The 17,243-nt window shown below is 70.5% G+C and carries 16 protein-coding genes; 5 read left to right on the top strand and 11 right to left on the bottom strand.

What is annotated here, in order from left to right:
• Positions 1-18: 18 nt before the first annotated feature.
• The 3 genes from ACQPZF_RS07665 to ACQPZF_RS07655 are packed head-to-tail and all read right to left on the bottom strand — an operon-like array spanning position 19 to position 4,381.
• Positions 19-399, bottom strand: coding sequence for a DUF4233 domain-containing protein (locus ACQPZF_RS07665; protein ID WP_433269689.1), 381 nt, complete (start codon positions 397-399; stop codon positions 19-21).
• Positions 396-1,754 carry a bifunctional tetrahydrofolate synthase/dihydrofolate synthase gene (gene folC, locus ACQPZF_RS07660; protein ID WP_433269687.1) on the bottom strand — a complete coding sequence of 453 codons (1,359 nt, stop codon included), beginning with the start codon at positions 1,752-1,754 and terminating at the stop codon, positions 396-398. The genes ACQPZF_RS07665 and folC overlap by 4 nt, the downstream gene beginning before the upstream one ends.
• Entirely contained in the window at positions 1,751-4,381 is a 2,631-nt protein-coding gene (locus ACQPZF_RS07655) for a valine--tRNA ligase (protein ID WP_433269685.1), read from the bottom strand. The genes folC and ACQPZF_RS07655 overlap by 4 nt, the downstream gene beginning before the upstream one ends.
• A 162-nt stretch (positions 4,382-4,543) precedes the next feature.
• On the opposite strand from ACQPZF_RS07655, the gene ACQPZF_RS07650 reads away from it, so the two are divergent.
• Positions 4,544-5,491 carry a hypothetical protein gene (locus tag ACQPZF_RS07650; protein ID WP_433269683.1) on the top strand — a complete coding sequence of 316 codons (948 nt, stop codon included), beginning with the start codon at positions 4,544-4,546 and terminating at the stop codon, positions 5,489-5,491.
• 200 nt (positions 5,492-5,691) lie between these two features.
• Positions 5,692-7,992, top strand: coding sequence for an FdhF/YdeP family oxidoreductase (locus ACQPZF_RS07645; protein ID WP_433274466.1), 2,301 nt, complete (start codon positions 5,692-5,694; stop codon positions 7,990-7,992).
• Between the two features lie 113 nt (positions 7,993-8,105).
• Here the strand turns inward: ACQPZF_RS07645 and ACQPZF_RS07640 are convergent, their stop codons facing one another.
• Positions 8,106-8,303 carry a hypothetical protein gene (locus ACQPZF_RS07640; RefSeq protein ID WP_433269681.1) on the bottom strand — a complete coding sequence of 66 codons (198 nt, stop codon included), beginning with the start codon at positions 8,301-8,303 and terminating at the stop codon, positions 8,106-8,108.
• Positions 8,304-8,312: 9 nt separating this feature from the next.
• A complete protein-coding gene (locus ACQPZF_RS07635; RefSeq protein WP_433269679.1) occupies positions 8,313-8,879 on the bottom strand; it encodes an ArsR/SmtB family transcription factor in 567 nt (188 codons plus the stop codon).
• 112 nt (positions 8,880-8,991) lie between these two features.
• Here ACQPZF_RS07635 and ACQPZF_RS07630 point away from each other — a divergent pair, with 112 nt between their 5' ends.
• Positions 8,992-9,507: a hypothetical protein gene (locus ACQPZF_RS07630; RefSeq protein WP_433269677.1), complete on the top strand. Its 516-nt coding sequence runs from the start codon at positions 8,992-8,994 to the stop codon at positions 9,505-9,507.
• Here ACQPZF_RS07630 and ACQPZF_RS07625 read toward each other — a convergent pair.
• The 3 genes from ACQPZF_RS07625 to ACQPZF_RS07615 are packed head-to-tail and all read right to left on the bottom strand — an operon-like array spanning position 9,504 to position 12,445.
• Complete coding sequence (locus tag ACQPZF_RS07625) at positions 9,504-11,021, bottom strand: phytoene desaturase family protein (RefSeq protein ID WP_433269675.1); 1,518 nt, start codon at positions 11,019-11,021, stop codon at positions 9,504-9,506. The two genes, ACQPZF_RS07630 and ACQPZF_RS07625, sit on opposite strands and share 4 nt — an antisense overlap.
• 9 nt (positions 11,022-11,030) lie before the next feature.
• Positions 11,031-11,138, bottom strand: a complete 108-nt coding sequence (locus tag ACQPZF_RS07620; protein ID WP_433269673.1) for an MFS transporter small subunit — start codon at positions 11,136-11,138, stop codon at positions 11,031-11,033.
• Positions 11,135-12,445 (bottom strand): OFA family MFS transporter, encoded by a 1,311-nt coding sequence (locus ACQPZF_RS07615; RefSeq protein WP_433269671.1) that lies wholly within the window; start codon positions 12,443-12,445, stop codon positions 11,135-11,137. Before ACQPZF_RS07615 ends, ACQPZF_RS07620 begins: the two co-directional genes overlap by 4 nt.
• 67 nt (positions 12,446-12,512) lie before the next feature.
• On the opposite strand from ACQPZF_RS07615, the gene fdhD reads away from it, so the two are divergent.
• Positions 12,513-13,337 (top strand): formate dehydrogenase accessory sulfurtransferase FdhD, encoded by an 825-nt coding sequence (gene fdhD, locus ACQPZF_RS07610; RefSeq protein WP_433269669.1) that lies wholly within the window; start codon positions 12,513-12,515, stop codon positions 13,335-13,337.
• Complete coding sequence (locus ACQPZF_RS07605) at positions 13,334-14,500, top strand: CaiB/BaiF CoA transferase family protein (protein ID WP_433269667.1); 1,167 nt, start codon at positions 13,334-13,336, stop codon at positions 14,498-14,500. The genes fdhD and ACQPZF_RS07605 overlap by 4 nt, the downstream gene beginning before the upstream one ends.
• Positions 14,501-14,511: 11 nt before the next feature.
• On the opposite strand, the gene ACQPZF_RS07600 is transcribed toward ACQPZF_RS07605, so the two are convergent.
• The 3 genes from ACQPZF_RS07600 to ACQPZF_RS07590 all read right to left on the bottom strand — a co-directional run bounded on the left by ACQPZF_RS07600 (position 14,512) and on the right by ACQPZF_RS07590 (position 17,215).
• The gene (locus ACQPZF_RS07600; protein WP_433269665.1) at positions 14,512-15,099 is read right to left on the bottom strand and encodes an RBBP9/YdeN family alpha/beta hydrolase; all 588 of its coding nucleotides are present in this window, start codon (positions 15,097-15,099) and stop codon (positions 14,512-14,514) included.
• 3 nt (positions 15,100-15,102) lie between these two features.
• The gene (clpX, locus tag ACQPZF_RS07595; protein WP_184692995.1) at positions 15,103-16,383 is read right to left on the bottom strand and encodes an ATP-dependent Clp protease ATP-binding subunit ClpX; all 1,281 of its coding nucleotides are present in this window, start codon (positions 16,381-16,383) and stop codon (positions 15,103-15,105) included.
• A 205-nt stretch (positions 16,384-16,588) separates the two neighbouring features.
• Entirely contained in the window at positions 16,589-17,215 is a 627-nt protein-coding gene (locus ACQPZF_RS07590; RefSeq protein ID WP_433269663.1) for an ATP-dependent Clp protease proteolytic subunit, read from the bottom strand.
• Between the last annotated feature and the right edge of the window lie 28 nt (positions 17,216-17,243).

Here is a 17,243-nt window from a genome sequence, read left to right as displayed (position 1 = left end):
ACCCGAACTCCGGGTGAACTAGGCCTGCTGGCTGGGCAACCGACCCTCGGCCATCCGGCGTGCCACGTCCCGGCGCAACCACAGCAGGTAGGCCCACACCAGCGTGAACAGCACGCCGATGATGCCCAACGCGGTCATCGCGATCCACGAGGCGATCATCACCACGTGCAGCACGGCGATCACCCAGACCGCCCACGGGCGCTTCAGGATCGCGCACGTGCCGATCAGCGCGACGATCAGCGCCAGCACCAGGTACCCGGTGCCGGTGCCGATACCGCCGCCGAGGTTCACCACCACCGGCAGCGCCAGCGCGACGACGATCGCCTCCAGGATGAGCGTCCCGGCCATGATGCCCCGGAACGCCTTCATGGGGTCCTTCTTCGGCGCCGGCGCGGTCATGCCGGCGCCTTGCCGAACAACGCCCGCGCGTCGCCCGCGGTCACCACGGACCCGGTCACGACCACTCCGCCGCCGGACACCACGACACCGTCCTCGTCCTCCTCGGCCAGCCGCACGGCCTCCTCGATCGCGTCCGGCAGGTGCGGCCGCACGACCATCCGGTCCTCGCCGAAGATCGGGATCGCCACGCCCGCCAGCAGGTCCGGGTCCATGGCGCGCGGCGACGAGTTCGCGGTCAGCACGACCTCGTCCACCACCGGCTCCAGCTCGCCGAGGATGCCCACGGCGTCCTTGTCGTCCATCACGCCGACCACCGCGACCAACTTGCGGAAGCCGAACTCCTCGCCCAGCGCCTTCGCCAGGGCCTTCGCGCCGTGCGGGTTGTGCGCCGCGTCGACCAGCACGGTCGGCGCGGACCGCACCCGCTCCAGCCGCCCCGGCGACGCCACGGTGGCGAACGCCTCGCGCACCGCCTCCACGTCGAGCTGCCGGTCGGCCCCCGCGCCGAAGAACGCCTCCACCGCCGCCAGCGCGAGCACCGCGTTGGCCGCCTGGTGCGCGCCGTGCAGCGGGAGGAAGACCTCGTCGTACACGCCGCCGAGCCCCTGCAGCCGCAGCATCTGCCCGCCGACCGCGATGTCCCGCTGCAACACGCCGAACTCCGAGCCCTGCCGGGCGACCATGGCGTCCACCTCGGCGATCCGCCGGAGCAGCACCTGCTCGACCACCGGGTCCTGCTCGGCCAGCAGGGCGACCGCGCCGGGCTTGATGATCCCGGCCTTCTCGGTCGCGATGCCCTCCAGCGAGGAGCCCAGGTAGTCGACGTGGTCGAGGCCGATCGGCGTGATGACCGCGACCTTGCCGTCGGCGATGTTGGTCGCGTCCCACTCGCCGCCCATGCCGACCTCGACCACGGCGGCGTCCACCGGGGCGTCCGCGAACGCCGCGAACGCCATCCCGGTGAGCACCTCGAACTTGCTCAGCGGCACCTCGTGCCGGCTGTCCACGATGGACACCAGCGGCTCGACGTCGCGGTACACCTCGACGTAGCGCTCCGGGCTGATCGGCGCGTTGTCCACGTTGATCCGCTCGGTCACCCGCTGGAGGTGCGGGCTGGTGTACCGGCCGGTGCGCAGGCCGACGCGGGTCAGCAGGGCGTCGATCATCCGCGAGGTCGACGTCTTGCCGTTGGTGCCGGTGAGGTGCAGCACCGGGTAGGACGTCTGCGGGTCGCCCAGCAGCTCGGCCAGCGCCCGGATCCGCTCCACGCTCGGGTCGAGCTTGGTCTCCGGCCAGCGCTGGTTCAGCTCCGCCTCGACCTGGCGCAGCTCCTCCAGCGGATCGGGCGCGCTCACGACTGCGGCAGCGTGTCGAGGCGGGCGTGGATGCGCTCGATGTCGGCGTTCGCCGCCGCGAGCCGCGCCTGGATCTTCGCGACGACTTCGGCCGGCGCCTTGTCGGTGAACGCGGGGTTGTTCAGCTTGCCCTCGCACTGGGCCCGCTCCTTCTCCGCCACCGCCAGGTCCTTGGCCAGCCGCTTGCGCTCGGCCACCACGTCGATCGCGCCGGACAGGTCCAGCTCGACCTTGACCGCGCCCTTCGGCAGGCCGACCTCCAGCGACGCCGACGCCGCCCAGCCCTCGCCCGGCTCGGTCATCCTGGTCAGCGACCGCACGGCGGGCACCTGGTCGATCAGGTCGACGCAGCACGCGCCGCGCACCTTGCCCGCGACCTTCTGCGCGGGCTTGAGGCCCTGGTCGGAGCGGAACCGGCGGATCTCCGTGACCAGCTTCTTCAGGCCCTCGATGCGGGTCGCCGCAACCTCGTCGGGCGCGTCGCCGGTCGGCTTCGGCCAGTCCGCGACCACCAGCGACTCGCCGCCGGTGAGCGTCGTCCACAGCGTCTCGGTGATGAACGGCGTCAACGGGTGCAGCAGGCGCAGCACCACGTCGAGCACGTGCCCGAGCACCGCCTGGGTCGCCTCGGCGCGCGCGCCGCCCTCGGCGAGCTGGACCTTCGCCAGCTCCAGGTACCAGTCGCAGAACTCGTCCCACGTGAAGTGGTAGAGCGCTTCGGACAGCTTCGCGAACTGGAAGCCCTCGAACTGGCCGTCGACGTCCGTGACCAGCTCGTCCAGCAGGTCCAGGATCCAGCGGTCGGCGTCGGTCAGCTCCTCGCGCGGCGGCACCGGGCGGGCCACCGTCGCGCCGTTGTTCAGCGCGAACCGGGACGCGTTCCACAGCTTCGTGGTGAAGTTGCGGGAACCGGCCGCCCACTCCTCGGCGATCGCCATGTCCGAACCGGGGTTCGCGCCGCGCAGCAGCGTGAACCTGGTGGCGTCCGTGCCGTAGGCGTCCATCCAGTCCAGCGGGTCGATGCCGTTGCCGCGCGACTTCGACATCTTCTTGCCGTACTGGTCGCGGATCAGGCCGTGCAGGTACACGTGGTCGAACGGCTGCTTGCCGTCCATCGCGTACAGGCCGAACATCATCATCCGGACGACCCAGAAGAACAGGATGTCGTAGCCGGTGGACAGCACGCTGGTCGGGTAGAACTTCGCCAGGTCGGCGGTCGGCGTCGGCCAGCCCAGCGTCGAGAACGGCCACAGGCCCGAGGAGAACCACGTGTCGAGCACGTCCTCGTCCTGCGTCCAGCCCTCGCCGGGCGGCTCGTCGTCCGGCCCGACGCACATCACCTTGTCGTTGGGGCCGTACCAGACCGGGATGCGGTGGCCCCACCAGAGCTGGCGCGAGATGCACCAGTCGTTGAGGTTGTCGACCCAGTCGAAGTAGCGCTTCGCCAGCTCCGGCGGGTGGATCCGGGTGCGGCCGTCGCGCACCGCCGCGCTGGCCTCGCGGGCCAGCGGCTCGACCTTGACCCACCACTGGAGCGACAGGCGCGGCTCGATGACCGTGTCGCAGCGCGAGCAGTGGCCCACGGAGTGCTTGTAAGGGCGCTTCTCGGCGACGATCCGGCCCTGCTCGCGCAGCGCGGCGACCACGGCGGGCCGTGCCTCGAACCGGTCCAGACCCTCGAACGGGCCGTGCGCGGTGATCACGCCCCGGCCGTCCATGACGGTCAGCGCGGGCAGCTCGTGCCGCCGGCCGATCTCGAAGTCGTTCGGGTCGTGCGCCGGGGTGACCTTCACCGCGCCGGTGCCGAACTTCGGGTCGACGTGCTCGTCTGCCACGATCGGCACGAACCGGCCGGTCAGCGGCACCTCGACCTCGGTGCCGATGAGGTGCCGGTACCGCTCGTCCGCCGGGTGCACGGCCACCGCCGTGTCGCCGAGCATCGTCTCGGCGCGGGTGGTCGCGACGACGATCGAGTTCGCGCCCGAGCCGTAGCGGATGGAGATCAGCTCGCCGTCGTCCTCGGAGTGGTCGACCTCGATGTCGGACAGCGCCGTCTGGCAGCGCGGGCACCAGTTGATGATGCGCTCGGCGCGGTAGATGAGGCCGTCGTCGAAGAGCTTCTTGAAGATCGTCTGGACGGCGCGCGACAGTCCCTCGTCCATGGTGAACCGGACCCGGTCCCAGTCCACGCCGTCGCCGAGGCGGCGCATCTGGCCGAGGATCGTGCCGCCGACCTCCTCGCGCCACCGCCAGACCCGTTCCACGAACTTCTCGCGGCCGAGGTCGTGGCGGGACATGCCCTCGCCGGCCAGCGCGCGCTCGACGGCGGTCTGCGTCGCGATGCCCGCGTGGTCGGTGCCCGGCAGCCACAGCACCTCGTAGCCCTGCATCCGGCGGCGCCGGGTGAGCGCGTCCATGATGCTGTGGTTGAGGGCGTGGCCCATGTGGAGGCTGCCGTTGACGTTCGGCGGGGGCAGCACGATCGTGAACGGCGGCTTGTCGCTGTTCGCGTCGGCCGTGAAGTACCCGCGCTCCACCCACCGCTGGTACAGCCCGGCCTCTACCTCGGCCGGGTTCCAGGCCGGCGGGAGTTCGGTGCGCTGGGGTGTGGTGGGCGTTTCAGTCACGTGGGAAGTCTACGGAGCCTTGGGTATCGACTTCGAACCAGATACCTGGTAGCGCCCGCCCGGCGCGGACGCGTGCCGGACCGCGAACGTGAAACGGCTGTCAACGTCCGCGCTCGCTCATCCGATCGAGTGATCGGTGCAGTTGAGGAGGCCGGGGGGCACGTGGACACCGACGACATCGAGAACCACCCTGACCTGCGCGACGGGAAGTGGATCGCGGAGGCCGACAGACGGGCGCGGAAGGAGATCCGCCGGCAGCGGCGCAAGGCCCGCCGGAAGGCGAGCACCGGCAAGGTCGTCACGGCGGTGGCGGTGGTCGCGATCGCCGCGCTGCTGTACGGCCTGTACCGCGAAGGCGAGTTCGCCGGGATCGAGGAGGCGGTGAACACGCCCGCCCAGGAGGCGTTCGAGGTCGACTTCGAACGGCCGTTCCTGAACACGCCCGCCGCCGGGTGGGCGGACGGCGAGGCCGGGGTCGTCGCGCCCGAGGCGCAGGCGGTCGGCGGGTTCTCCGCCGAGCAGGTCGCCGACGCCTACGGCCGGGTGAAGCAGGCCGTCGTCGCCTCGCGGCTGGACCGCCGGGTGATCCAGGACCACGACGTCGAGCCGTACATCGGGCTGTTCGCCTACGACCTCCAGGACCACCTGCGGCAGCAGTTCGACGGCCGGCACGACCCCGAGGCTTCGATGGTGGTGACCAGGATCGCCAAGGGGCAGCGGCTGCTGCCGGTCGCGCCCAAGGTGAACGGGACCATGCGGGCCGAGGCGGGGCAGGACGGCGAGCTGTTCGTGCACACCGATTACGTGTTCGCGTACGCGTTCGCCACCGACAAGACGCCGTTCGGCCCGATGGACATCATCGCGCTCCGCCGGGTCGAGATGTCCTACGTGCTGCGGACCGGAGACGCGTTCAGCGCGGACAGCCGGGGCCTCTGGACGGACCAGACGGCGGGCTTCGACTACGCCATCGCCTGCACCGCGTCGAAGCAGGGCTTTCTCGCGCCGGGAATCAGCGAACGCGCCACCACCGACTTCACCGACGACAAGCCGTCCGAAGATTACTTCGACCTCGACCAATCGCTGGATGTCAAAGATGGATGCCCGGAATGAGGTCACCCGATCGGACGATTCTGCCAAGTAGTGGCGCCGATCACAATTGACGTTGATCGCCGGTCGCCGCAGGGGGACGCGCCGGATTCACGGGCCGTACTCAACCCCTTGGGGCCCGTGACAGCGGTCCCGCGCCACCCTTGCCGCCGACGTCGATCGCGGTACCGCTGGCGCGCTCGCGCGGGGCGCGCCAGCGCACAATGGTGGGCATGAGCAAGCCACCGGAGCAGGACATCGACGAGTCCCGGCTCGACGTGACCGGACCGAAGCAGTGGGCGGCGGGCATCCCCGGCGTGGCCGTGTCGCTCAAGCGCGGCGTGGAGCAGATGGGGCCGGCCCGGACCGTCCGCACGTTGCGACTGCTCAACCAGCGGGACGGCTTCGACTGTCCCGGCTGCGCCTGGCCGGAGCCGCAGGGGCACCGCAAGCTCGCCGAGTTCTGCGAGAACGGCGCGAAGGCGGTCGCCGAGGAGGCCACGAAACGCCGGGTAGGGCCGGAGTTCTTCGCCGCGCACCCGGTCGCCGAACTCGCCGGCAAGACCGACTACTGGCTGGGCCAACAGGGCCGGCTGACCGAGCCCGTGGTGCTGCGCGAAGGCGGCACGCACTACCAGCCGATCCCGTGGAGCGAGGCCTTCGACCTGATCGCGGGCACGCTCAACGGCCTCGCCGACCCGAACGAGGCCGTCTTCTACACGTCCGGCCGCACCAGCAACGAAGCCGCGTTCCTGTACCAGCTACTGGTGCGCTCGTTCGGCACGAACAACCTGCCGGACTGCTCGAACATGTGCCACGAGTCGTCCGGCGCGGCGCTGTCCGAGACGACCGGCATCGGCAAGGGCTCGGTCAGCATCGACGACTTCGCCCGCGCCGACCTCATCGTGGTGGTGGGCCAGAACCCCGGCACCAACCACCCGCGGATGCTGTCCGCGCTGGAGGAGGCCAAGAAGGCGGGCGCGAAGATCGTCGCGGTGAACCCGCTGCCGGAAGCCGGGCTGCTGCGGTTCAAGAACCCGCAGAACGTGCGCGGCCTGGTCGGCGCGGGCACCCAACTGGCGGACGAGTTCCTCCAGATCCGCCTCGGCGGCGACCAGGCGCTGTTCCAGGCGGTCGGGAACCTGCTGCTGTCCTGGGACGCGGCGGACGACGAGTTCGTGGCCCGCTACACCGACGGGTTCGCCGACTACGTGGCGCACGTGCGCGACCTCGACTGGGAGGCGGTGGACACCGCGACCGGCCTGCCGCGGGCGCAGGTCGAGCTGCTGGCCCGGATGCTGGCCGACTCGGAACGCACCATCTTCTGCTGGGCCATGGGGCTGACCCAGCACAAGCACTCCGTGCCGACGATCCGCGAGATCGCGAACGTGGCGCTGCTGCGCGGCATGATCGGCAAGCCCGGCGCGGGCCTGTGCCCGGTGCGCGGCCACTCGAACGTGCAGGGCGACCGGACCATGGGCATCTGGGAGAAGATGCCGGAGAAGTTCATGTCCGCGCTGGAAACCGAGTTCGGCATCACCGTGCCGCGCGAGCACGGCTTCGACACGGTGGCCTCGATCCGCGCCATGCGGGACGGCCGGGCCAAGGTGTTCTTCGCGGTGGGAGGCAACTTCGTCGCGGCCTCGCCGGACACGGCGGTGACCGAGAAGGCGATGCGGTCGTGCGAGCTGACCGTGCAGGTGTCGACCAAGCTGAACCGGTCGCACGTGGTGCACGGGCGGAACGCGCTGATCCTGCCCACGCTGGGCCGCACGGAAAGCGACCTCCAGCACAGCGGTGAGCAGTTCGTGACGGTCGAGGACTCCATGTCCGTCGTGCACCGGTCGCGCGGGCGGCTGGCGCCCGCCAGTGAGCGGCTGCTGTCCGAGGTGTCGATCGTGTGCCGGCTCGCGCGGGCGGTGCTCGGTCCCGCGCACCCGGTGCCGTGGGAGGAGTTCGAGAAGGACTACGACCTGATCCGGGACCGGATCTCCCGGGTCGTGCCGGGGTGCGCCGACTACAACGAGCGGGTGCGCCGCCCGGACGGGTTCGTGCTGCCGCACGCGCCGCGCGACGCCCGCGAGTTCAGCGGAACCCGGACCGGCAAGGCGCACTTCACGGCGAACGAGCTGACCGTGCTGCGGGTGCCGGTGGGGCGGCTGCTGTTGCAGACCATGCGCAGCCACGACCAGTACAACACCACCATCTACGGCCTGGACGACCGGTATCGCGGGGTGAAGGACGGCCGGCGGGTGGTGTTCGTGAGCCCGGCGGACCTGGACGAGCTGGACCTGCTGGACGGCCAGCACGTGGACCTGGTCAGCGAGTGGCCGGACGACCCGACGGGCGTGACCGAACGGCGGGCGGAACGGTTCCGGGTGGTGTCCTACCCGACGGCGAAGGGCTGCGCGGCGGCGTACTTCCCCGAGGCGAACTCGTTGGTGCCGCTGGATTCCACCGCGCAGACCTCGGGCACGCCGACCTCCAAGTCGATCGTGGTGCGGCTGGAGAGGGTGGCGGACTGACGATCACGGTGTGGTTGCCGCCGCCGGACTCGCCGTTCGGCGGCGGCGCGCCGGGGTGACGCGAGCCGTTCCGGCCGGGCGGGCGTCGCACTCCTCGCCGCCGGGCGCGCTCGTCACCCTGCCGATCGCTGCCAGGAGAAGCCGACGCTCGCGACCACCCGCCGCTGCTCCCGCACCACCTGCCAGTCGAGCTTGAGCAGTCCCGAGAACGCCTTGAGGCGCTTGCGCGTGAGCCGATGCCGTGCGGCGGCGTGCTCGTCGTCGTGCATCCGCTGCCGGGCGACGGCGAGCAGTAAATCTTGGTATGGCATGGAAATCCCCTAGTCGCGTCGTGGTGACGCCGTGGTCGCGAGGAAGAAGCGCACCGGCCGCGCACCCTCCGGCCGTTCCTCCGGGTGGTCGTGGCGGTCGGAGTACCGCTCGATGACCGCCATCACCTCCGCCGTGATCTGCTCGACTTCCCGCACGGTCAGGAACTCCATCCGGCCGCGCACGCCCAGCGCGTCCCGCCAGTCCTCGGCTTCCAGCGGGTTGCGGCGGGACTGCGCGCGCACCGCGGCGAACTCCTGCTCCAGGAACGCGTCGCTCGCCGCCTCGGCCGCCGACGCGCCCTCGTCGTCCAGGTCGGCCGACGACCAGGTCTGCGACTTGCGCAGCAGCCGCCACGGCTTCTGCCTGCCCTTGACGTCCGGCACCTCGCCCACGAACCCGTACTTGGCCAGCATCTTCAGGTGGTACGAGCAGCTAGCCACGCTCTCGCCGAGCGCGGCGGAGCACTGCGTCGCGGTGCGCGGGCCTTCCGCCAGGAGGAGGTTGATCAGCTTCCAGCGGAACGGGTGCGCGAGCGCCCGCAGCATCTTCGGATCGCGGATCAGGTCGTCGGCCACCACCTCAAGGTACCTTTATCAAGGACACTTTAGCAAGGTTCCTTGATATAGCGCTCCGGTAACGTCCCCACTCCTTCGGACGAACCTCCGTGCGACGGGACTTGGAGGACCAGTGACCATCGAGAAGGCGCTCGCGGCCGTTGTCGGGCTGGCGGTGCTCGCCGGCTGCACCTCCACACCCGACAGCGCGCCCGCGCCGACCGGCACCACGTCGGCGACACCGACCACCACGCCGACCGAGGTCGCCGGCATTAGCTGCGCCACCGCACCCGAGGACGTCGTCGGCGCGACGCTGCGGCTCAACCTCACCCACCCGCGCGAGACGATCGACGGCACCACCGTCACCTGCAAGTACGACGGCGGCGGCGCGGACACCGTGGTGCGGTTCCAGACGAAGTCGGACACCGCGGCGTTCGCCGCGGGCAAGCAGGGCTTCGGCACCGGCGGCCAGAAGGTCAAGGACCTCCCGGACTTCCACGACGAGGCCTACACCGGCACCCTCGGCACCGGCGAGGTCGTGCAGAACACCCTGGTCGCGCGCAAGGGTGCGGTCGAGATCCTGGTGACCTCGGGCGCGAACTTCGAGCAGGAGAAGAAGCTCGTCACCGAGCTGTTCGAACGCCTCTAACGCTCCAGCACCGCCATGGCCGCGTTGTGGCCGCCGATGCCGCTGACCCCGCCGCCACGCCGCGCGCCCGCGCCGCACACGAACAGGTTGGGCACGTCGGTCTCCACGCCCCAGCGCCCGACCTCGTCGTCGTTCTCGGCGAACGGCCAGGCCAGCTCGTCGTGGAAGATGTTGCCGCGCGGCAGGCCCAGCTCCGCCTCCAGGTCCAGCGGCGAACGCGCCTCCACGCACGGCCTGCCGTCGGCGTCCGTCGCCAGGCACTCCTCGATCGGCTCTTCGAGGTGCCGGTTCAACGCCTTGAAGTAGCGGCCGACCAGTTGGTCCCGCAGCCCCTCGTGGCCCTCGAACAACGCCGCCGGGGTGTGCATGCCGAACAGGGTCAGGGTGTGCCAACCGCTCTCGACCAGTTCCGGGGCGAGGATCGACGGGTCGGTCAGCGTGTGGCAGTACATCTCGGCGGGCAGCACGGACGGCACCTGCCCCGCCGCGCTCTCCCGGTACGCGGTCTCCAACTGGGTGTAGGACTCGTCCAGGTGCAGGGTGCCCGCGAACGCGAGCTTCGGGTCCACCCCGCCGCGCACCTTCGGCAGCCGGGTCAACACCATGTTCACCTTGACCTGGCAGCCGTCCGCGACGGCTCGGCTCTCCCTGCCGCGCAGAGCGTCCAACACCCGAGGAGCCACACCGGACAGCACGAACCGCGCGCCCACGGTCCGTCCGTCGAACTCCACCTCGGCGTCGGTGCCGTCGACGTCCACTCTGGACACCTCCGCGCCGGTGACGATCTCCGCCCCGGCCTCCCGGGCGGCCCGGAGGAGTTCCGCGGTCACCGCACCCATGCCGCCGACCGGCACCTTCCACTCGCCCGTGCCGTTGCCGACCACGTGGTACAGGAAGCACCGGTTGGCCTTGAGGTCGTGCAGCGACGTGTGCGTGCCGACCAGCCCGTCCGTCCCGACCACCCCGCGCACGACGTCGTGGGTGAACAGCTCCTCCAGCGTCACGCCCAGCGGACGCTCGAACACCTGCTCCCACAGCCGCATCCGCGCCACCGAGTCGACCCGGATACGGGCGTGCTCACGCGACACCAGGGGCTCCAGGAACGTCGGCGCCAGCGCCTGGGCGAGCGTCTCCAGGTCGGCGTGCCAGCGCTGCCACCGGTCGAACTCGGCGTCCGACCCGGTCAGCGCGCGGAACGACTCGGCCGTCGCCGGCCCCGGGGTGCGCTCCACCAGGAGGTTCCCGGCGGGCGTGTAGGAGGACGCGGCACGTGACTCCAGCGACACCTTCAGCCCGAGGTCGGCGACGATCCGGTCCGGCAGCAGGCTGACCAGGTACGAGTACCGCGACAGCCGGGCGGGCACGCCGGTGAACGCCGCCTCGCTGACCGCCGCGCCACCGACGTGGTCCAGCTTCTCCACCACCAGCACCGAACGCCCGGCGCGAGCCAGGTAAGCCGCCGCGACCAGGGCGTTGTGCCCGCCGCCGACCACCACCACGTCGTAGGAATCCACCCGACGACACTAGCCGGTGAACAGCGCGGTCACCTTGCGGATCAGCTCGACCAGGCCGTAGGCCAGCGGCAGCCCGACCCACAGCCACGCGAGCACCACCAGCGCGGTCCGGTTCACCGGGACACCCCTTCCGGCGTCGGCTCGTGGTGCTTCGCCGCCACCGGCCGGATCAGCTCGTTGGCCGCGAAACCCACCACCAGCAACGCGATCATGATGTGCAGCGAGGTCGTGTACAGGTCCGGACCGGACTTGCCGGCCGCCTTCTGGCTGTCCGCGATGGCGTTGACGATCAACGGCCCGAGCACGCCCGCCAGAGACCACGCGGTCAGCAGCTTGCCGTGGATCGCGCCCACCTGGTAGGGGCCGAACAGGTCCTTGAGGTAGGCCGGGACGGTCGCGAACCCGCCGCCGTAGAACGACAGGATCACCATCGCGCACACCACGAACAGCGGCTTGGACGCGTTGCCCGCCAACGCCAGCACCAGGTACGTCAGCGCGCCGACGCCCAGGTACAGCCGGTAGATGTTCTTGCGGCCCACCAGGTCCGATGTGGACGACCACGTGATCCTGCCCACCATGTTCGCCAGCGACAGCAGCGCCACGAACCCGGCGGCGGCCCCGACGGCGACCGGCGTGGACGTGTCGGCGAAGAAGTCCCGGATCATCGGCGACGCCTTCTCCAGGATGCCGATGCCCGCCGTGACGTTGAAGCACAGCACCACCCACAGGCACCAGAACTGCGGTGTCTTCACGGCGTTGCGGGCGGACACGTTGACCGCCGAGCGCACCACCCGCTGCTCGACGACCTCGGCGGGCACCCGCACCAGCAGCACGCCCACCGACATGAACACCGCGTACACCAGGCCGTGCACCAGGAAGGTCTGGGCGATCCCGGCGCCGCTGCGCCCGAACGACTCCAGCATCTGCGCCGACCACGGCGACGCGATCAGCGCGCCGCCGCCGAAGCCCATGATCGCGATGCCGGTCGCCATGCCCGGCCGGTCCGGGAACCACTTGATCAGCGTCGACACCGGCGAGATGTACCCGATGCCCAATCCGATGCCGCCGACGAACCCGTACCCCAGCACCACCAGCCAGTACTGCCCGGTCCACGCGCCGAGCGCGGAGATCAGGAAGCCGGACGAGAAGCAGGTGGCGGACACGAACATCGCCCAGCGCGGCCCGTTGCGCTCGACCAGCGTGCCGCCGAACGCCGCCGACAGGCCGAGCATGACGATGGCAAGCTGGAACGGCAGCGCGCTCTGCGTGCCGGACAGCCCCAACGCGCCTTCGAGCGGCGGTTTGAACACGCTCCACGCGTAGGCCTGGCCGATGGCGAGGTGGACCGACAGGGCTGCCGGCGGGACCAGCCACCGGTTCCAGTCCGGTGGCGCGACGGTTCGTGAGCGGTCCAGGAAACCCACTGGCCGACACCTCCGTAACCTGGTGGGCGGGTCACGCGGAAACTTAGCGTCGGGAAGGAGTTCCACGATGGGGCGAGTGACGGTCCGTCGCCCAGTGGTCACGTATTCGCGACGAACGCACCGTACGAGGATCGACTCGTTGGCGGCGGAGGAGCCGTTGGAGCTGCGCGTCGGCGGTTCGCCACTGACCGTGACCATGCGGACACCAGGGCACGACGTGGAGCTGGCGCACGGCTTCCTGCTCGGCGAGGGCGTGATCGGGGGGCTGCGCGACATCGCGGTGGCCCGGTTCTGCGAGGGCGCCGGCCCGGACGGGCTGAACACCTACAACGTGCTGGACGTGACGCTGGCCGACCACGTGCCGCCGCCGGACGCGAGCGTGGAGCGCAACTTCTACACCACGTCGTCGTGCGGCGTGTGCGGCAAGGCGGCGCTGGACGCGGTGAAGCTCAAGACCCGCTACTCCCCCGCCGACGACGCGGTCCGGGTCGACGTGGAGGTGCTCACCGGGCTGCCCGACGCGTTACGCGCGAAGCAGAAGGTGTTCGCGTCCACCGGCGGCCTGCACGCGGCCGGACTTTTCACTGCATCGGGTGACGTGCTGGTGGTGCGGGAGGACGTGGGCCGGCACAACGCCGTGGACAAGGTGCTGGGCTGGGCCGTGCTCCAGGACCGCGTGCCGCTGGCCGGGACCGTGCTGATGGTGTCCGGGCGGGCGTCGTTCGAGCTGGTCCAGAAGGCCGCGATGGCCGGTGTGCCGATGCTGGCCGCCGTGTCCGCACCCTCGTCGCTGGCGGTGGAGCTGGCCGAGGAGCAGGGCGTGACCCTGATCGGCTTCCTGCGCGGCGACTCGATGAACGTGTACGCGGGCGTGGAACGGATCGCCGGTTGAGACCGCTCGACGGCGTGCTGGTGGTCAGCCTCGAACAAGCCGTGGCCGTGCCCTACGCCGCCCGCCTGCTGGCCGACCTGGGCGCACGGGTGGTGAAGGTGGAACGCCCCGACGGCGGCGATTTCGCCCGGCACTACGACCACGCCTGCGGCGAGGTGTCCTCGTACTTCGCGTGGACGAACGTCGGCAAGGAGTCGCTGACCCTCGACCTGAAGAACCCCGCCGGCCGGGAAGTGCTCGATCGGCTGATCTCGCGGGCGGACGTGGTGCTGTGCAACCTGTCGCCCGGCGCGGCGCGCCGGATCGGCGTGGACGCCGACACCCTCCGTGCCGAACACCCCACGCTGGTGGTCGGTGAGCTGTCGGGTTACGGCGACAGCGGCCCGTACGCGGGACGCAAGGCGTTCGACGCGCTCGTGCAGTCCGAAGCGGGCTTGGTGGAACTCACCGGAGAGGGTGACGTCACCGCCCGAGCCGGCATCTCGGTGGCCGACATCGCCGCCGGCGTGCAACTCCACTCCGCCGTCCTCGCGGCCCTCCTGCACCGCGCCCGGACCGGTGAAGGCGCGACGCTGAGGCTGTCGCTGTTCGAGGCGATGGCCGAGTGGATGCACCAGCCGATGCTGTACGCGGCCGGCACCGGGGCCGCCGCGCCGCGCACGGGCGCGCACCACCCCAGCATCGCCCCGTACGGACCGTTCCCGTGCCGCGACGGGTCCGTGCACCTGGCCGTGCAGAACGATCCGCAATGGCGACGGCTGTGCACCGTGCTGGGCAGACCGGAACTCGCCGACGACCCGCGCTTCGGCACCGTCAGCTCCCGCGTCGGACACCGACCGGCCCTGCACGCCGAACTGGACTTCACCGACTGGACCGCCGCCGACCTGCTGGACGCCCTGGACCGGGCCGACGTGCCGGCCGCCCGCACCCGCAGCGTGGCCGACCTGCCGGACCACCCGCAACTGGCCGACCGCGACCGCTGGACGACCGTGCCGGTGCCCGGCGGCGAGACGGCGATGCTGCGCCCACCCGTCGACTCGACCGCTTGGAAATGGGCTCCGGGAGCGGTACCGCGCCACGGCCAGCACACCGACCACGTGCTGAGCACGCTCGGCTACGGGCCGGACGAGATCGAAGCCCTCCGGACGCAGTCAGCCGTCTAGAACGCCGAGCGTCAACGCGGCGTGAGCGGCGTCCGACCGCTCCGAACCCACTTCAGAATCGCGCCCCAGGACCCGTAGCCCGCGTCCACGTTCAGATGCGCCCCGCCGACGATGACATCCACGTCCACCCGCAGCGCCTCGGCCAGTTCCTTGCCCTGCTCCAGCGTGCAGTACGAGTCGCCCTCGCCCACCACCAGCCGGGTCGACACCGCCGCCCGGCGCAGCGCGGTCGGGTCCAGCGGCGCCGCCTGGAACTCGCTGATCAGCGGCTCACCGGTGAACCGCGGGCTCGGCGGCGCCACCAGCAGCACCCGGTCCACCCGCAGCGCCGGGTCGAACGACCCGGCCGCGTGGTGCAGCCAGAGCAGGCACGCCAGCGAGTGCGCGACCACGACCCGGTCACCCGAGGTGGGCGCGGCGGAGAGGTGTTCCCGCAGCTCGGCGAGCCAGACGTCGAGCTGCGGGGCGTCGGGCATGGTGAACTGGGGCAGGTCCACCTGCCCACCGTGGTGGGCGAGCTCGCCTGCCAGCCAGTTCTGCCAGTGCGTCGGCCCGGACCCGCCCAGGCCGTGCAGCAGGAGCGTGTACGGCAGCGACAACGCTCAGGCCGACTTCTCGCGGCGCTCCCGGCGGGACGGCTGCCGGGCCACGATGGTCGGGTTCACGTTCTCCTTCACCGTCTGCTCGGTGATGACGACCTTGGCCACGTCCGTGCGGCTCGGGATGTCGTACATCACCGGCAGCAGGACTTCCTCCATGATCGCCCGCAGGCCGCGCGCGCCGGTGCCGCGCAGGATCGCCTGGTCCGCCACCGCCTCCATCGCGGTCTTGGTGAACTCCAGCTCCACGCCGTCCATCTCGAACAGCTTTTGGTACTGCTTGACCAGGGCGTTCTTCGGCTCGGTGAGGATCCGGACCAGGGATTCCTTGTCCAGGTTCGTGACGCTGGCGACCATCGGCAGCCGCCCGATGAACTCCGGGATCAACCCGAACTTGATCAGGTCCTCGGGCATCGAGTCGGCGAAGTAGTCCGCCGCGTCGACCTCCGCCTTGGTGCGCACCTCGGCGCCGAAGCCCAGACCGCGCTTGCCGACCCGGTCCTGGATGATCTTCTCCAGGCCCGCGAACGCGCCCGCCACGATGAACAGCACGTTCGTCGTGTCGATCTGGATGAACTCCTGGTGCGGGTGCTTGCGCCCGCCCTGCGGCGGCACCGAGGCCGTCGTGCCCTCCAGGATCTTCAGCAGCGCCTGCTGCACGCCCTCGCCCGACACGTCCCTCGTGATCGACGGGTTTTCACTCTTTCGAGCGATCTTGTCGACCTCGTCGATGTAGATGATGCCGGTCTCGGCGCGCTTGACGTCGTAGTCCGCCGCCTGGATCAGCTTGAGCAGGATGTTCTCCACATCCTCGCCCACGTAGCCCGCCTCGGTCAGCGCCGTGGCGTCCGCGATCGCGAACGGCACGTTCAGCATCTTCGCGAGGGTCTGGGCCAGGTAGGTCTTGCCGCACCCGGTCGGGCCGAGCATGAGGATGTTCGACTTGGCGAGTTCCACGCCGTCGTCGCGCCCCTCGCGCCCGCGGTCGCCCGCCTGGATGCGCTTGTAGTGGTTGTAGACCGCCACCGAGAGCGTCCGCTTGGCCTCGTTCTGGCCGATCACGTACTGGTCGAGGAACTCGTGGATCTCGGCGGGCTTGGGCAGCTCGTCGAGCTTGACGTCGCCTGCCTCCGCGAGTTCTTCCTCGATGATCTCGTTGCAGAGGTCGATGCACTCATCGCAGATGTAGACACCGGGGCCGGCGATGAGTTTTTTCACCTGCTTCTGGCTCTTCCCGCAGAAAGAGCACTTCAGCAGGTCGCCGCCGTCACCGATACGCGCCATGACCGCTGACCTCTGTCCCCTCCGGCGCACGTCCTGGTGAGGTGCGCCTGACTGCTGGTTGGCATCCACCCGCTGGGTGCGGGGTCCGCCCGTTCCCCTCGACGGTACCTGTCCTACCCGCCTGTGCGGGAGGACCAGCGTGCCCCCGACACGCCGATCCCGGCAGGACCCCTGGTCGGCTCGGCGTGTCGGGCGTCACGTGGAGTTACTTCGCCGACAGCTTCCGGTACGGCAGGACGAGGTCCACGATGCCGTACTCCTTGGCCTGGTCGGCGGTGAGGATCTTGTCCCGCTCGATGTCCGCGCGGACCTGCTCGGCGCTCTTGCTGGTGTGCTTGGCCAGCGTGCTCTCCAGCAGCCTGCGCACCCGCTGGATCTCGTTGGACTGGATCTCCAGGTCGGAGACCTGCCCGTAGACGCCGTCGGTGGCGGGCTGGTGGATCAGGATCCGCGAGTTGGGCAGCGCGTGCCGCTTGCCGGGCGTGCCCGCCGCCAGCAGCACCGCGGCGGCCGAGGCCGCCTGGCCGAGGCAGTAGGTCTGGATGTCCGGGCGGACGAACTGCATGGTGTCGTAGATGGCCATCAGCGAGGTGAACGAGCCACCCGGCGAGTTGATGTACATCAGGATGTCGCGGTCCGGGTCCTCCGACTCCAGCACGAGTAGCTGGGCCATCACGTCGTTCGCCGACGCGTCGTCCACCTGCACGCCGAGGAAGATGATGCGCTCCTCGAACAGCTTGTTGTACGGGTTGGACTCCTTGATGCCGTAGCTCGTGCGCTCGACGAACGAGGGGAGCACGTACCGGGACTGCGGCGCGTGGAACTGGCTCACTGGTTGTCTCCTGGTCCTGTGCTGCCCG

The sequence above is a fragment of the Actinosynnema sp. CS-041913 genome (assembly GCF_050942485.1).
Lineage (GTDB): Bacteria > Actinomycetota > Actinomycetes > Mycobacteriales > Pseudonocardiaceae > Actinosynnema.
This window is presented reverse-complemented; position numbering and strand designations above follow the sequence as displayed.

Coding starts and splice junctions, on each gene's coding strand:
- clpX (WP_184692995.1), bottom strand. CDS start 16,383: ATGGCGCGTATCGGTGACGGCGGCGACCTGCTGAAGTGCTCTTTCTGC.
- ACQPZF_RS07640 (WP_433269681.1), bottom strand. CDS start 8,303: ATGCCATACCAAGATTTACTGCTCGCCGTCGCCCGGCAGCGGATGCAC.
- ACQPZF_RS07665 (WP_433269689.1), bottom strand. CDS start 399: ATGACCGCGCCGGCGCCGAAGAAGGACCCCATGAAGGCGTTCCGGGGC.
- ACQPZF_RS07645 (WP_433274466.1), top strand. CDS start 5,692: ATGGTGGGCATGAGCAAGCCACCGGAGCAGGACATCGACGAGTCCCGG.
- fdhD (WP_433269669.1), top strand. CDS start 12,513: ATGGGGCGAGTGACGGTCCGTCGCCCAGTGGTCACGTATTCGCGACGA.